This window comes from Clostridium sp. (assembly GCF_036643715.1).
Lineage (GTDB): Bacteria > Bacillota > Clostridia > Clostridiales > Clostridiaceae > Clostridium.
This window is the reverse complement of record NZ_JAVXRL010000002.1, coordinates 36,284-53,200: the sequence shown is the minus strand read 5'-3', so window position 1 is coordinate 53,200 and position 16,917 is coordinate 36,284. Positions and strand designations below refer to the sequence as shown.

Below are 16,917 nucleotides of genomic sequence, written 5' to 3'. Positions count from 1 at the left end.
GGTCCCGCGGAAGTGATAGCCTTTCGTCCCTTACATAGTCATAGGGATGAGGGCTTTTTTTTATTGTATAAAATTTGGAGGTAATGATATGAAGTACATGGGAACTAATGAGCTTAGAGAAGCTTATTTACAATTTTTTGAAGGGAAAGGCCATTTAAGATTAAAGAGCTTTCCTTTAGTACCAAAAAATGATAAGAGTTTATTATTAATTAATGCAGGTATGGCGCCACTTAAGCCGTATTTTACAGGGATGCAAGAACCACCAAGAACAAGAATAACAACATGTCAAAAATGTATTAGAACTGGTGATATTGAAAATGTAGGTAAAACATCAAGACATGGTACATTCTTCGAAATGCTAGGAAATTTCTCATTTGGAGATTATTTTAAAGAGGAAGTAATTCCATGGGCTTGGGAATTTATAACAGAAGTATTAAAAATGCCAAAGGATAAGCTATATGTAACAATATACTTAGATGATGATGAAGCATTTGAAATATGGAAGAGTAAAACTGATATAGATACAAGTAGAATATTTAGACTTGGTAAAGAAGATAACTTCTGGGAACACGGTGCAGGTCCTTGTGGTCCTTGTACAGAAATTCACTTTGAAAGAGGAATTGATGTTGAACCAGTAAAAACAGCAGAAGAATTCATAAAAGCAAGTGACGAAGATAGAATAATAGAATTCTGGAACTTAGTATTTACTCAATTTGATGGTGATGGAAAAGGTAATTACGAAAGACTTCAAAACCCTAACATAGATACAGGGATGGGACTTGAAAGACTTGCTACATTAATGCAAGGAGTTTCAAATATATTTGAAATAGATACAGTTAAGAATATATTAGGAAAAGTTTCTAGTCTTTCAAATGTTACTTATGGAGAAGATGCTGCAAAAGATGTATCTCTTAGAATAATAACTGATCATGTTAAATCAGTTACTATGATGATATCAGATGGTATTCAACCAAGTAATGAAGGTAGAGGATACGTTCTAAGAAGACTTTTAAGAAGAGCTGCAAGACATGGAAGAGTGCTTGGAATTAAAGGGTTATTTTTAAAGGATATAGTTGAATCAGTAGTTGAAAACTATGGTGGAGAATATGAAGAACTAATAGCTAAAAAAGACTACATTGAAAAGATTGTAACATTAGAAGAAGAAAGATTTAATGAGACAATTGATTCAGGAATGGGAATACTTTTAGGTTATATTGAAGAACTTAATAATGAAAATAAAACTGTATTAAGTGGAGAAAAAGCATTTAAGCTTTATGATACTTATGGATTCCCTTATGAACTAACAGAAGAAATATTAGAAGAAAAAGATATGACAATAGATAGAGAAGCTTTTAATAAAGAAATGCAAGCTCAAAGAGAAAGAGCTAGAAGTGCTAGAGGCGAATTCACTTATATGGGAAGCGAAGAGTCTCCAATAAACTTAGTTGATAAAGATATTGAAACTGAATTTGTAGGTTATGATAAGGTAGAAGCTGTAGCAAAAGTAATGTTCTTAGCTACAGAAGAAGCAGTTTTAGAAGAATTAAAAGAAGGTCAAAAAGGATATGTTGTAACTGACAAAACACCATTTTATGCAGAAATGGGAGGCCAAGTTGGAGATAAAGGTATAATAAAAGGACATAGCTTTGAAGGCTATATATATGATACAAAGAAAAACGTAGCTGGTAAAACTATACATTATATTAAAATTAATAGTGGAATAGTTAAATTAGGCGAAGAAGTAGAATTAAAACTTGACTTAAAGAGAAGAAATAATATATGTAAGAACCATACAGCTACACATATGTTACATGAAGCATTAAAAGAAGTTTTAGGAGATCATGTAAATCAAGCAGGTTCATATGTTGATGATGAAAGATTAAGATTCGACTTTACTCACTTTAAAGGACTAACTTCTGAAGAAGTTCAAAAAGCAGAAGATCTAGTAAATGAAAAAATAATGGAAGTATTTAAAGTTGAAACAAACCTTATGACATTAGAAGAAGCAAAAGAAAAAGGTGCTATGGCATTATTTGATGATAAGTACGGAGATAAAGTTAGAGTTGTTGAAGTTGCTAATTACTCAAAAGAATTATGTGGTGGTACACATGTATGTAATTCAGGAGAAATTGGATTATTTAAAATAATTGGAGAGTCTGGAGTTGCAGCTGGTATTAGAAGAATAGAAGCTGTTACTGGATTTACAGCAATTAAGTATGTTGAAGATAAGCAAAAAACATTACTGAAAGCTTGTGCTGCATTAAAATGTAATGAAAAAGACATACTAAATAAAATATCAGGTCAAGTAACTGAAATTAAAGAAAAAGAAAAGGAAATATTAGATTTAAAATCAAAACTTACAAGTGGTGCTGAAGATGATATATTAAAATCAGCTAAAGAAATCAATGGAGTTAATGTAATATCTTATGCATTAGAAGATGTTGATGGAAATGCATTAAGAGACTTAGCAGATAAGATAAGAAATAAAGAACCAAAGTCAGTTGTTGTGCTAATTAGTAAGGTTAATGATAAGGTGAATTTAGTAGCTATGGCAACTAAAGATGCAGTATCAGAAGGTGCACATTGTGGTAAAATAATTAAAGAGATTGCATCAGTTGTTGGTGGCGGTGGAGGTGGAAGACCAGATATGGCACAAGCCGGCGGAAAGCTACCTGAAAAGATAAATGAAGCAGTAGAGAAAACTTATTCTGTTGTTGAAAGTTTGGTAAAATAGTGTACTTTTAAAAAAATATAATGTATAATTAATTTATAAGATTTGTATACAAAATAAAATATATGGAGAATACTATTATTAGTATAATTAAATTTCCTTAAATAATATATGGTAAGGGGGTGGGCTGCTAAAAGAGCAGCATAAGGATGAGTAACAATTTAGAACATACAATGCAATTTGATTTATCAAAAAATAAAGAAGTGCTAACAAAAGCAATTTTAACAGAGGTTTATAATTCACTTCAAGAGAAGGGGTATAATCCAATTAATCAGCTTGTTGGTTATCTAATATCAGGAGACCCTACTTACATCACAAATTACAACGGAGCAAGAGCTTTAGTAAGAAAACTTGAAAGAGATGAAATTCTTGAAGAAGTTATAAAATCTTATTTAGAGATAAAATAAAAAAAGTGCCCTGTTGAAGGGCACTTTTTGTTTTAATAGGAGAAAAAATGAGAATATTAGGATTAGACGTTGGACAAAAAACGATCGGAATAGCTATTTCAGATCCGTTAGGCTATACAGCACAAGGAATTACAACAATACGAAGAACTAAAAAAGCTCAAGATGTTTTAGATGTTAAAAAAATATGTGATGAGTATAAAGTAGAGAAATTAGTTGTTGGCTTACCTAAAAATATGGATGGATCTATTGGATTTGCAGGAGAAAAAATACAAGAATTTAGTAAACTTCTAGAAGAAGGCATTAATCTTGAAATAATTTTCTGGGATGAAAGGCTTACAACTGTTGCGGCCCACAGAGCTATGCTTGAAGCAGACCTTTCAAGAGGTAAAAGAAAAAAGATAGTTGATAAAGTAGCTGCAACTTATATATTACAAGGGTATTTAGACAGAATTTCAAATAGTATATAGATTATTAATTGAAAATAATTATTGACAACACTTTAGTAAAATAATTAAAATAGAAAAAAAGGAGAGATTTAGAAATGGAAAAAGACGTACAATACATTGATTTATTAGATGAGGAAGGAAATGAAGCATCTTACGAGGTGATAAGCTTTTTTAAGATAGATGATTTAAATAGTGAATATGTTGTTTTAGCTCCAGCAGATGGAGAAGCAGAAGAAGCAGTAGTACTTAAGGTAGTTACTGATGAAGATGGAGAAGATAATCTTATAAATATAGAAGATGAAGCAGAGTTTGCAATGGTAGAAGAGGCGTATAATCTTCTAATGCAAGAAGACTAGGCTTTAGGAAAGAGGTGTTGTAAATGGATCGCATAATTTCAGTGGATATGCAAGAACTTAAAGAAGATTTAAAGAAAAAAGGATATAAATTGACTCCTCAAAGAAGAGCTATTGTAGATACTATAATAAAAAATGAGGGAAAACATATGACTGCAGAAGAAATATATGATGAAGTCAAAAAAGATTGTCCTGAAATTGGTTTAGCTACAGTATATAGAACTGTTTTATTATTAGAGGAAGTTAACTTATTATCAAGATTAGATTTAAGTGATGGATGTAGTAGATATGAAATTATTCACCAAGATGAGGAACATAGACATCACCATTTAATATGCAATCAATGTAATAAAGTTATTGAGGTAGAGGAAGATCTACTAGAAGAACTAGAACAGAGAATAGAAACAAAGTATAAATTTAAAGTACAAGATCACAGCGTTAAATTTTTTGGCATATGTGATGAATGTAGTAATAAAAATGAAGAATAATTAAAGGAAACCTCTTAAATAAAGAGATGACATCCTTTGTTTATAGATACTTTAATAAGGAGGGGAAATATGAAAAACGAAAAAGCAAAGGTTAAAATTATTCCTTTAGGCGGAATAGATGAGATTGGTAAAAACCTTACAGTTGTTGAATACAAGGATGATATTGTTATCATTGACTGTGGTTTAAAATTTCCAGACGTTGATATGTACGGAATCGATATAGTAATACCAGATATCTCATACCTTATAAAAAACAAAGAAAAGATAAGAGGAATATTTTTAACTCACGGACATGAAGACCATATAGGTGCACTTCCATATGTGTTAAAACAGTTAGATATTCCTATATATGGAACAAAATTAACTCTAGGGATTGTAGAGTCAAAGTTAAGAGAACACGGTTTATTAGCTACTACAAAATTATTTAGAGTAAAACCTAAGGATAAAATCAAATTAGAAAGTGTTACTGTGGAATTTGTTAAAACAAATCACTCAATAGCTGACTCAGTAGCTATTGCAATACACACTCCACTAGGGGTTGTACTTCATACAGGAGACTTCAAGATAGATCACACTCCTATTGATGGAATGAGAACTGATTTTGCAAGATTTGCAGAACTTGGAAGAAAAGGTGTTCTTGTAATGATGGCCGATTCCACAAATGTAGAAAAGCCAGGATATACAAAATCAGAAAGTGTAGTTGGTGAAAACTTTAAAAGATTATTTGGTAAAGCGAAGGGTAGAATACTTGTTGCAACATTTGCATCAAATATTCATAGAATTCAACAAATAATAACTGCAGCTGAAATGTATAAGAAAAAAGTTGCAGTATCAGGAAGAAGTATGGAAAATATTGCACAAGTTGCAATAGACCTTGGATATTTAAATATTCAAAAGGATACTCTAATAACAATTGATGCTGTTTCAAAATATAAAAATGATGAAGTAGTTATTATCACTACAGGTAGCCAAGGTGAGCCAATGTCAGCGTTAGCAAGAATGGCCGCTTCAGAGCACAGAAAAATAACAATAGTTGAGGGAGATACTGTTATAATATCAGCAACTCCAATACCTGGAAATGAGAAATTAGTTTCTAAAGTTATAAATCAATTATTCAAAAAAGGTGCTGAAGTTATCTATGGTTCAGATGAAAATGTCCATGTATCAGGTCATGCTTGTCAAGAAGAATTAAAGCTTATGCAAACAATTGTTAAGCCAAGATTCTTTATACCAGTGCATGGTGAATTTAGACATTTAAAACAGCATGCTGAATTAGCAGTTAGTGTTGGTTTAAATAGTAGAAATTATATTTTACCTGAAACTGGAGATCAAATTGAAATAACTCGTAACTCAATTAAGAAGAATGGATCAGTTACTTCAGGTCAAGTTCTTGTTGATGGTTTAGGAGTTGGAGATGTTGGTCATATAGTATTAAGGGATAGAAAACATTTATCACAAGATGGTATTTTAACTGTTGTTGTAACTTTAGATAGAGAAAGCGCATCAGTTATTGCAGGACCAGATATAATCTCAAGAGGGTTCGTTTATGTAAGAGAGTCAGAAGGTCTTATGGACGAAGCTAGAGAGATTGTAAAGGCAGTCTTGAGTGAATGTGAAAAGTCAAAAATTACTGATTGGGCAACAATTAAGAGTAGAATTAGGGACGAACTTAGAAACTTCTTATATGAAAAGACTAAAAGAAAACCTATGATACTTCCAATAATAATGGAAATATAACAAAATAAATGATTTAAATACAAATCATTTGTATTGACTTTTTAATACATTAAGATTAGAATATAAAATAGTGTGAGAATTGGGTACAGTAGTATCCAATTTTCTTTTTGAAAAAAAGTATTATAGGTTTACATAGAAAAAATTTACAAAAGTAAAGCTAGAAAAATTGGAGGAAGAAAATGGAACTAATTAAAAGAGAAGATATTAGGAATATAGCTATTATAGCCCACGTTGACCACGGTAAGACAACTTTAGTTGATGCACTATTAAAGGATAGCCACACTTTCAGAACAAACGAAAAGGTGCAAGAGAGAGTCATGGATTCAAATGACCTAGAAAAAGAAAGAGGGATTACAATCCTTTCAAAAAACACATCAGTACACTACGAAGGAGTAAAGATCAATATTGTTGATACTCCAGGACATGCAGATTTCGGAGGAGAAGTTGAGCGTGTACTTAAAATGGTTGACTCAGTATTACTTGTTGTTGACTCATACGAAGGACCAATGCCTCAAACTAAGTTCGTTCTTAAGAAAGCTTTAGAATTAGGTTTAAGACCAATCGTTGTTATAAACAAGATTGATAAGCCAGATGCAAGACCAGAAGCTGTAATAGATGAAGTATTCGAATTATTCTTAGAATTAGGTGCTACAGATGAACAATTAGATTTCCAAATAATCTACGCTTCAGCAAGAGAAGGATTCGCAAGACATAATGTAGAAGATACAAACACTGATATGATACCTTTATTTGATACAATAATAAAGAGTGTTCCATGTCCAGAAGGATATGCAGATGGAGCTTTACAAATGCTTGTTACAACATTAGACTCTAATGCCTTTGTTGGAAGAATAGCAATAGGAAAGATTCATAGAGGAACAGTTAAGAAGAACCAACCGGTTGTTTTAGTAAGACAAGATGGTACTACTTCAAATTACAAAATCACATCATTATTTGGTTATAACGGATTAAAGAGAGAAGAAGTAGAATCAGCTTCAATCGGAGATATAGTAGCTTTAAGTGGAGTTGCAGATGCTAACATTGGTGAAACAATAGCAGATACACAAAACCCAGAAGCACTACCATTTGTAGAAATTGATGAGCCAACACTTAGCATGAACTTCATGGTAAATGACTCACCATTTGCAGGTAAAGAAGGAGACTTTATTACTTCAAGACACTTAAGAGATAGATTAATGAAAGAACTTGAAACTAACGTAAGTTTAAGAGTTAGAGAAATAACTCCAGACTGTTTCGAAGTATCAGGTAGAGGAGAACTTCACCTTTCAGTATTAATCGAAACAATGAGAAGAGAAGGATATGAATTACAAGTTTCAAAGGCTAGCGTTATCTTCAAAGAAGAAAACGGTAAAAAAGTAGAGCCAATGGAATACTTAACTATTGATGTACCTGAAGAATTCATGGGACCTGTAATGGAAAAATTAGGACCAAGAAAAGGTGAAATGGTTAATATGACATCAGCAGTAAACGGATATACAAGATTAGAATTCGTTATACCAGCTAGAGGACTTATTGGATTTAGAAATGAATTCATGACAGATACTAAGGGTAACGGTATAATGAACCATGTATTCCACGGATATGCACCATATAAGGGTGAAATTGCTGGAAGAAGTAGAGGATCAATCGTATCATTTGAACAAGGCGATGCTATAGCTTATGGATTATTTAATGCTCAAGAAAGAGGATCATTATTCATAGATGCTGGTGTACCTGTATACCAAGGAATGATAGTTGGAGTATGCGGAAGAGCTGAAGATATAGATATAAATGTATGTAAAGGTAAGAAACTTACTAATACAAGATCATCAGGAGCTGATGATGCTGTTAAATTAGTACCACCAATACAAATGACATTAGAAAAAGCTTTAGAATTCATAAACAGTGATGAACTAGTAGAAGTTACACCTGAAAATGTAAGAATGAGAAAAACTGTACTAGATAGCGCTGAAAGAAGAAGAAGAACAAGCAGAAGTAAGAAATAGTTTGCTCCGAGTTTTATCTTTATAAAATGGAACAAAAGTATTATAATAAAAGTAAATAGCCTAAGTATTGGCTATTTACTTTTATATAAGGAGGATTTTATGAGGAAGAAAAGAAACTTTTGGGTAATTGTAGTAGTACTGTTGATAATTGTAGTTGGCGGTACCATTTTTATGTATAATAAAACTGTTAATCACCCTATAAAGTCAAATGAAGAAACAATAACTATTAATGTAAAAGAAGGTGAAGGATTTTATTCATTATTAAATGATTTAAAATCACAAAATTTAATTAAAAATGAATTTTTTATAAAAATGTATTTGAAATTAAATAAAATAACACCAAATGTTACAGAAGGTACATATAAAGTAAGCAGTGATACTGACCTTCAAAATTTAATAAATACTTTAGAAAGTGTCAATACAACAAAGGTTGTTATTCCAGAGGGGTATACTGTATCTCAAATTGGTGACGTTCTAGAGAAAAGTGGGTTATTTAGCAAAGAAGAATTTATAAAAGCTACAAAAAATTATAAACTTCCAAGCTATATTAAGACAAATAAAGAAGTAAGAGATCCTTTAGAAGGATTTTTATTCCCGGATACATATGCTTTTAAAGAAGGTATAACACCTGATGAAGTAATTAAGACTATGCTAACTCAATTTGAAACTGTTTTAAAAGAAGTAGAAAAAGAAACTGGAGTTCAAATTCCAGAGGATAAGATATATGAGACAGTTACTAAAGCTTCTGTTATAGAAAAAGAAGCTAGAGTAGATGAGGATAGACCTATCATATCATCAGTAATTGATAATAGATTACAAAAGGGTATGAATCTTCAAATTGACGCAACTGTTATATACGCATTAGGAAAACATGTTGATGTTGTGTCACTAAATGACTTAAAGGTAGATTCACCTTATAATACTTATAAGCATAAAGGACTACCAGTAGGACCTATATGTAATCCAGGGAAACCATCATTAATAGCAGCACTTAAACCGGCAAAAACAGATTATTTATTTTATTTATTAGTTCCTGGTACAAATAAACATGATTTCACAAATAGTGGAAATGAGTTTAATAAATTAAGAGAAAAATATGGATACAATAAATAAGCTTTTCAGGAGGAACTTATGAGTGGAATTACTTATGACTATATGGAAGAATATTTAAGAGGATTAATTGGAGATAGTACAGGAGTGCTTAAAGAGCTAGAAGACTTTGCAAAAGAAAATGGAGTTCCTATAGTTCAAAAAGAGGCAGGTAGATTTTTAGAATTTATGGTTAGTATGAAAAAACCTTTAAAGATACTAGAACTTGGTACTGCTATAGGTTACTCTTCAATACTTATGTACAATGCTTCAAATACTAATCCAGATATTGTTACTATAGAAAGAAGCGAAGAAATGATTAAACTTGCAAATGAAAATATTAAAAGGTTTAATCTTGAAGATAAGATAAAAGTTAAAGAAGGAGATTGTCTTGAAATATTAGAAAATCTTGATGAAAAGTTTGATCTTATATTTATGGATGCAGGAAAGGGACATTATAACCACTTCCTGCCACATTGCTTAAGACTTCTAAATGATGATGGAATAATTATAGCAGATAATGTATTATTTAGAGGAATGGTTCCATCACAGGAGTTAGTTCAAAGAAGAAAAATAACGATTGTTAAAAGAATGAGAACTTACTTAGATATGGTATCAAATGACGAAAATTTAATTACCTCTGTCATTCCAATGGGAGATGGTATTGCAATTACAAAAAGGAGGTAGGATATACTATGAAAAGACCAGAAATACTTGCACCAGCAGGAAATTTAGATAAATTAAAGACAGCAATAGACTTTGGTGCTGATGCAGTTTATTTAGGTGGAAGTAAACTTAATTTAAGAGCTTTTGCAGATAATTTTACTAATGAACAAATAATCGAGGGCGTAGAATATGCTCACTCTCGTGGAAAAAAAGTTTACGTAACAATGAATGTATTCCCACATAACACTGATTTAGAAGGTATGGAAGAGTACATTAAGGAATTAGCAGATACAGGAATAGATGCTATAATCGTTTCAGATCCATCTATTATTGTTACTGCTAAAGAGGTTGCTCCAGATTTAGAAATACATTTAAGCACACAGGCTAATAATGTAAACTGGAAAGCAGCTAAGTTCTGGTATGGTCAAGGTGTTCAAAGAATAGTACTTGCAAGAGAACTTTCACTTGAAGAAATAAAGACTATAAGAGAGAATTTACCTGAAGATTGTGATTTAGAAGCTTTTGTACATGGTTCAATGTGTATGAGTTATTCAGGAAGATGCCTACTTTCTAATTATATGACAGGAAGAGATTCAAATAGAGGAGCTTGTGCTCAGCCATGTAGATATAAATATTATCTAATGGAAGAGAAAAGACCTGGAGAATATTATCCAGTTATTGAAGATGAAAAAGGAACATACATAATGAACTCTAAAGATTTATGTATGATAGAACATATGCCAGAAGTTATAGAAGCTGGTATTCATTCACTTAAAATTGAAGGAAGAATGAAGAGTAGTTACTACGTAGCAGCTATAGTTAAAGCTTATAGACAAGCGGTTGATGCTTATTTAGAAGACAAGGAAAATTACGAATTCAAACAAGAATGGATGGATATACTAATGCAAGTTAGTCATAGACATTACTCAACTGGTTTCTATTTTGGAGAAGATAATAAGCAAATATATGAAAATTCTTCATATATTAGAAATGCTGATATAGTTGGTGTTGTTAGAGGATATGATGCCGAAACAAAGATTGCAACTATAGAACAAAGAAATAAAGTATTTGAAGGTGATACTGTTCAAGTGCTTAGTCCTGTTGGAGATGTATATAGCATAACATTAAAAGATTTAAAAGATAATACTGGAAAGATAGAGTCAACACCAAGAGCTCAAATGATATTTGAAGCTAAAGTCGAGGAAGCAGTAAAAGTAAATGATATGCTTATAAAGAGCAAGGAGGAAAACTAATGAATAAACCTATACTTATTGGAATAACTGGGGGAACTGGTTCAGGGAAGAGTACAATTGCAGATGAGATTTTTAATAGTTTCAGCGAAGATTGTATTGCAATGATACAACAAGATGCATACTATAAAGATCAAAGTCATTTAACAATGGAAGAAAGAGTTAAGACTAACTATGATCATCCAAGAGCTTTTGATAATGATTTATTAATAGAACATTTAAACTCTTTAATGAATGGAAAGGCCATTAAAAAGCCAATATATGATTTCACTGTTCACACAAGAGCAGAGGAAACAAATCCAGTAAGCCCTAGAGAAATTATAATAGTAGAGGGAATACTTATTTTAGAAGATGAGAGAATAAGAGATTTATTAGATATAAAAGTATACGTAGATACTGATGCAGATATAAGAATATTAAGAAGAATGGTTAGAGATATAGACGAAAGAGGAAGAACTGTTGAATCAGTTATAGAACAATACCTTTCAGTTGTAAGACCAATGCACATGCAATTTATAGAGCCGACTAAAAGATATGCGGATATAATTGTTCCAGAAGGCGGACGAAATAAAGTTGCAATTGATATTTTAGTTTCAAAAATTAAAGATACATTAAAATAATTTGTATAAAACACCTTTTCTTAGTCAAGAATTAGCTAAGAGGAGGTGTTTTCTTTTTTATGTTAAAAATAAAAAAAGATAGATATAATATTTTAAGAGCAGTATTAGTACTTATATTTTGTGCATTATCAGTTAGGTTATATTTTCTTCAAGTATATCCAACTGAAAGGGTAGAAGCACAATATAAAAATCATCAAACAGAAAGTATTAGTGATAGTAAGTATATGCTCTTAGATACAAATTTAAAAGATTTAATGGAGTATAAAAAGAAATACATCCTTGTAATAGATACAAAACCATTTAAACTTAATAATTATGAAGAGACATTAGAAGATTTAATGGCGTTGAATTTTATTATGAAGGGGGAGGACTCTAATTTTAATTATACAGATGTAATAAAAAATCAAGGTAAACTTTATTATACAATCTCAGAAGAAACTTATAATAAAGTAAATAAATTAAATAATATTAAAGGAATATACACTTTTTTAAGTGATAAAGTTGATACTAAAGAGGCGTGGTCAGTTAGTGGAATGTTTTCTAGTGTAGATGAAAAAAATATAGTAGCAGGCTCACTTCAGGAAGAAATATATAATAATATAAAAGAAAACGAAATTCCAAAGAAAAACTTTTACTTAGATGATAAAGCAGTATATTCACACGAAGAATTAGATATTAATAAAAATAATAAAAATATAAAGCTAACAGTAGATAGAGAAATAGAAGACAAAATTAGAAAGGTACTAGCTAAAGAAGAATATTCTAAATTTGAAAACGTTGGTGTTACAATCATGGAAAGTGACACCGGTAAAATACGAGGTATAGTTCAAAAGAATGAAAGTGCAGCAAATGTGAATTTAGGGATTGAAGGACTTGGTTACGAGCCAGGTTCTATATATAAATTAATAACTTATGGCGCGGCGCTTGAAAAAGCATGTACTACTCAGTACAATACTGTTACTTGTAGTGGTAAGATGTGCGAAAGAGGAAGTCACGGAACTATAACTGTAAGAGAAGGGCTTATAAAATCTTGTAATGAAGTTTTTGGAGTTATAGGTGCTAAAGTTGGTTATGATGATTTGATGGAATATTCAGAAAAAATGGGATTGTATAAAAGTGTACTTAATTTAAAAGGTGAAGGAAAAAATGAAACAGAAGGTGTAAAACCTTTGAAAAGTGAATCCATGTCACTTATTTCAATTGGTCAATCAATGAATACATCACCCATTCAAATGTTAGGTGCAATAAATACTTTTGTTAACAATGGTATTTATGTAAAACCATATATATTAGAAGAAATACAAGATAGTAATGATGAGACGGTTAAAAAATATACTACACAAAAAGAAAAAATTTTCACTGAAACTACAAGTAAAATTGTGAAAAATGGAATGGTTGAAGTAGTAAATAGTGGTACAGGAAAAAGTGCAAGTGTTAAAGGCGTGGAAATTGGTGGTAAGACTGGTTCTGCAACTAGTAGTAATGAAACTACACATGGATGGTTTGCCGGTTATTTTAAAGTTAAAAATAAAGAGTATTCTATGGTTGTATTTGTACCGGACTTGGTTTCAGAAAAAAACGAAAGCTTAGGTGGTGGTAATACTGCAGCACCTATATTTAAAGATGTAGTTTTAGAACTTAATAAATAATAAAAAAGTAAGCTTTATATATATATGAAGCTTACTTTTCTCTTTACAGAATAAAAAATATGGGTGAATTAGAAATAAAATGTATATTTTTTATAACTTAAAGCAAGTTTTGGGTATGAAAGACATATTATAGTATTAAGCACTATAAGGAGGACGAAAGTGTTAGTAGTATCAAATTTTATAAATTTACTCTGTAATACTATGTTTTTTAGTGGATATATTTCTAATAATAACACTTTCCCTACACCTCTTGATGAAAAGGAAGAGGAAAAATATTTAAGGAAATTGAAAGAGGGGGATAAGGGAGCAAAAAGCATATTAATCGAAAGAAATTTAAGATTAGTTGCACATATTGTTAAAAAGTATTCATTCCCGAATAAAGATGTAGATGAACTAATATCTATTGGAACAGTAGGACTTATTAAAGCAATAGATTCTTTTGATGTGGATAAGGGGACAAGACTTGCCACATATGCCTCACGATGTATAGAAAATGAAATACTTATGCTATTTAGAAATAATAAAAAGCAAAAGGGAGAAGTTTACCTTCAAGATCCAATTGGAGTAGATAAAGAGGGAAATGAAATATGCTTAATAGATGTACTTAGTAGCGATAAAGATTCAGTATTAGAAAAGGTAGAAAGTAATCTTGAAGTCAGAGCGCTATATAATAAAATGGAAGAGATCCTAAGCACTAGAGAAAGAGATATTATTATTATGAGATATGGACTTCAAGATGGTAAGAGCAAAACACAGAGAGAAATTGCAGCAAAACTAGATATTTCAAGATCTTATGTATCAAGAATAGAGAAAAAAGCACTTAAAAAACTACAAAAAGTACTATATGGCAAAAAAAATTAAAAAATATTCTAAATTCCTCTAGAAAATAGAGGAATTTAGATATTTTTATAGAAATTATACAAAAGATGGGAAGAATATGAATTGTGGAGGGCTAAAAATGTATACATTAAAAGAATTATTAGGAAAAACGACGGAACTAGGTGCATCAGATTTACACCTTACAGTTGGAATACCACCAACAGTAAGATGGAATGGAAAGTTAATTCCGCTTGGACAAGAAAGTTTAACTCAAGACTGTATAGAAGGTTTTGCGAAAGAAATATTAGGAAATAGGTTTGATACATATATTGAAGTAGGAGAGGCTGATACGTCATACTCACTACCAGGGACTGGAAGATTCAGAGTTAACGTATTTAAACAAAGAAATAGTGATGCAATAGCCCTTAGAGCTATAAGCTTAAAGATACCAACATTAGATCAGTTAAAACATCCAAATGTAGTTAGAGAGTTAGTTGATAAACAAAGAGGGCTTGTACTTGTGACAGGGCCAACAGGAAGTGGTAAAAGTACAACTCTTGCAGCTATGATAAATGAAATAAATTCAACTAGAAGTGCACATATTATTACTTTAGAAGATCCAATAGAATATCTTCACAAGCATAAAAAGTGTATAATAAATCAAAGAGAAATCGGAAAAGATAGTAAAAGCTATCAAAACGCTTTAAGAGCTATACTTAGAGAGGATCCTGATGTAATACTTGTAGGAGAAATGAGAGACTTAGAAACTATTGCAATTGCTATAACGGCAGCTGAGACTGGCCATTTAGTTTTCTCAACACTTCATACAATCGGTGCGGCAAAAACTATAGATAGAATTATAGATGTTTTCCCACCACATCAACAACAACAAATAAGAATACAGTTAGCTGCAGTACTTCAAGGAATAATATCACAACAGTTAGTACCAACAACTGATGGTAAGGGAAGAGTCGCAGCATTAGAAACTATGACAATAACACCAGGTATACAAAATCAAATAAGAGAAGGTAAAACTCATCAAATTGAGTCTGCTATCCAAACAGGAAGCAAATATGGAATGAAGACTATGGATATGTCATTAGTAGATTTAGTTAGAAATGGAAGCATAACTAAAGAGACAGCATTAACATATTCTGTTGATAAAGAAATGTTAAAAAGAATGTTGATGATGTAATATTAGTGGTCATAACTATGAAAAAGTTGATAGTTATGGCCACTTTTTGTGTACAAATAGAGACAAAAATAAAGAATTTATTAAGATGATAACAATATGTAAAATAAAAGAGGAATTTTTAAATATACGTTGAATATATAAACTGTAAGTAGAAATGACAGGAGGGAAGACGAAGGAGATGCAAGAATTTTTAATTACAGCAGTAGATATAGGAACTAGAAAAATTTCGGCTTCATGTGGACAATCTTATGAAAATGAAGAAGTTGAAATACTCGGAAGTTCTTGTGTTGATTCAAGTGGAGTTGAAAAAGGTGAATTAATAGATTCATCAAAGTGTAGAGAAACATTTATCAAAGTATTAAAAACTCTAGAAGAAGAAGTGAATAAAGAGATAAATGATATATATATTGGAATACCTACAACTCATACAAGAGTTATAGAAAGAAGCTTTATTGAAAATATATATGGAAAAGTAACTTACAAAGACTTAAATAAAGTTATAAAAAACTTAAAGAAGAGTATATATTTAAATGATAATGAGGAAATTTGTGATATTTTAGTAAACTATTACAAAGTTGATGAGAAAATTAGTACAGAACCTGTCCTAGAATGGGAAGGGGAAAAGCTTGAAATAAATGCTACAGTTATAGTTTGTGATAAAAAAGTTCTTAATAAATATGAAGGATTGTGCAAGGGAACAAAATATAAGATTAAGGGATTTGTAGTTAACATAATGTCTCTTAGAAAAATATTTTTCTTTGATAATAAACTTGGAGAGCGTGTTATAGTTCAATGTGGAGCAGGAATAACTGAACTTGGAATATTTAGAAATGGAATATTTAAAGAAGGATATTCTATTCCATTAGGTGGAGATAATATAACAAGTGATTTATCTATATGTGCTGGACTCTCATATGAAGAGGCAGAAAAGCTAAAATATGAATGTAGTAATAAATATAAGAGTGAATGTAGTAATTTTAGAGAAAAAGAAATAGTAATTGGAGAAAAAAATATTCATAAAGAATTATTTTATAAAGTTTGTCAGGCAAGAATTGAAGAAATTCTTAATTATGTAAATAATGAGTTAAAAAACACTAGTCATTTTAATGATATATGTAGTATAATTTTATGTAGTGATTCTTTGACTAATTTTGAGGACATAAGTGAAATTGCAGAAAATATCATACATAATAATATTCGTATAATTACAAAAAACGAGTTTGGTATGCAAAATTTTTCTAATATTACCTCATTAGCTATTGTTAAAGAGGTCCATGATAGGGTAAAATTAATATATGAGGATTTTACAAAAGAAGTTAAAGATGATACTTTAATACTTGAAAAAGTAAGTGATATAAATAGAGATCAAGAAAAAATAGAGGATTCTAAACAAAAAACGAAAAAAAGAAATGAGAGCATTAGGGGAAAATTAAGAAGTTTACTAGAGGATATTTTCTAAAG

General features: G+C 30.6%; 15 protein-coding genes. All 15 read left to right on the top strand.

Annotated features, from left to right (window positions below; translation table 11 throughout):
• Nucleotides 1–88 precede the first annotated feature (88 nt).
• The 15 genes from alaS to RSF37_RS01005 all read left to right on the top strand — a co-directional run bounded on the left by alaS (nt 89) and on the right by RSF37_RS01005 (nt 16,915).
• Entirely contained in the window at nt 89–2,734 is a 2,646-nt protein-coding gene (gene alaS / locus RSF37_RS01075) for an alanine--tRNA ligase (RefSeq protein ID WP_332562522.1), read from the top strand.
• A 146-nt stretch (nt 2,735–2,880) separates the two neighbouring features.
• Nucleotides 2,881–3,138, top strand: a complete 258-nt coding sequence (locus RSF37_RS01070; protein WP_039315650.1) for an IreB family regulatory phosphoprotein — start codon at nt 2,881–2,883, stop codon at nt 3,136–3,138.
• A gap of 47 nt (nt 3,139–3,185) precedes the next feature.
• Nucleotides 3,186–3,605 (top strand): Holliday junction resolvase RuvX, encoded by a 420-nt coding sequence (ruvX, locus tag RSF37_RS01065; RefSeq protein ID WP_332562521.1) that lies wholly within the window; start codon nt 3,186–3,188, stop codon nt 3,603–3,605.
• Nucleotides 3,606–3,679: 74 nt separating this feature from the next.
• Entirely contained in the window at nt 3,680–3,940 is a 261-nt protein-coding gene (locus tag RSF37_RS01060) for a DUF1292 domain-containing protein (RefSeq protein ID WP_332562520.1), read from the top strand.
• A 23-nt stretch (nt 3,941–3,963) separates the two neighbouring features.
• Entirely contained in the window at nt 3,964–4,425 is a 462-nt protein-coding gene (locus RSF37_RS01055; RefSeq protein ID WP_332562519.1) for a Fur family transcriptional regulator, read from the top strand.
• Nucleotides 4,426–4,494: 69 nt separating this feature from the next.
• Nucleotides 4,495–6,162, top strand: coding sequence for a ribonuclease J (locus tag RSF37_RS01050; protein ID WP_332562518.1), 1,668 nt, complete (start codon nt 4,495–4,497; stop codon nt 6,160–6,162).
• Between the two features lie 179 nt (nt 6,163–6,341).
• Nucleotides 6,342–8,168 (top strand): translational GTPase TypA, encoded by a 1,827-nt coding sequence (gene typA, locus RSF37_RS01045; protein ID WP_332562517.1) that lies wholly within the window; start codon nt 6,342–6,344, stop codon nt 8,166–8,168.
• A gap of 99 nt (nt 8,169–8,267) precedes the next feature.
• Nucleotides 8,268–9,281, top strand: coding sequence for an endolytic transglycosylase MltG (gene mltG, locus RSF37_RS01040; RefSeq protein ID WP_332562516.1), 1,014 nt, complete (start codon nt 8,268–8,270; stop codon nt 9,279–9,281).
• 18 nt (nt 9,282–9,299) lie between these two features.
• The gene (locus RSF37_RS01035; protein WP_332562515.1) at nt 9,300–9,944 is read left to right on the top strand and encodes an O-methyltransferase; all 645 of its coding nucleotides are present in this window, start codon (nt 9,300–9,302) and stop codon (nt 9,942–9,944) included.
• 8 nt (nt 9,945–9,952) lie between these two features.
• Nucleotides 9,953–11,176 (top strand): peptidase U32 family protein, encoded by a 1,224-nt coding sequence (locus RSF37_RS01030; RefSeq protein WP_332562514.1) that lies wholly within the window; start codon nt 9,953–9,955, stop codon nt 11,174–11,176.
• Entirely contained in the window at nt 11,176–11,793 is a 618-nt protein-coding gene (gene udk / locus RSF37_RS01025) for a uridine kinase (RefSeq protein WP_332562513.1), read from the top strand. The genes RSF37_RS01030 and udk overlap by 1 nt, the downstream gene beginning before the upstream one ends.
• Before the next feature lie 59 nt (nt 11,794–11,852).
• Nucleotides 11,853–13,442 (top strand): penicillin-binding transpeptidase domain-containing protein, encoded by a 1,590-nt coding sequence (locus RSF37_RS01020; protein ID WP_332562512.1) that lies wholly within the window; start codon nt 11,853–11,855, stop codon nt 13,440–13,442.
• A gap of 159 nt (nt 13,443–13,601) precedes the next feature.
• Nucleotides 13,602–14,303, top strand: coding sequence for an RNA polymerase sporulation sigma factor SigK (gene sigK, locus RSF37_RS01015; protein ID WP_332562511.1), 702 nt, complete (start codon nt 13,602–13,604; stop codon nt 14,301–14,303).
• 97 nt (nt 14,304–14,400) lie between these two features.
• The gene (locus RSF37_RS01010; protein WP_332562510.1) at nt 14,401–15,456 is read left to right on the top strand and encodes a type IV pilus twitching motility protein PilT; all 1,056 of its coding nucleotides are present in this window, start codon (nt 14,401–14,403) and stop codon (nt 15,454–15,456) included.
• Between the two features lie 178 nt (nt 15,457–15,634).
• Nucleotides 15,635–16,915 carry a cell division FtsA domain-containing protein gene (locus RSF37_RS01005; RefSeq protein ID WP_332562509.1) on the top strand — a complete coding sequence of 427 codons (1,281 nt, stop codon included), beginning with the start codon at nt 15,635–15,637 and terminating at the stop codon, nt 16,913–16,915.
• Nucleotides 16,916–16,917 lie beyond the last annotated feature (2 nt).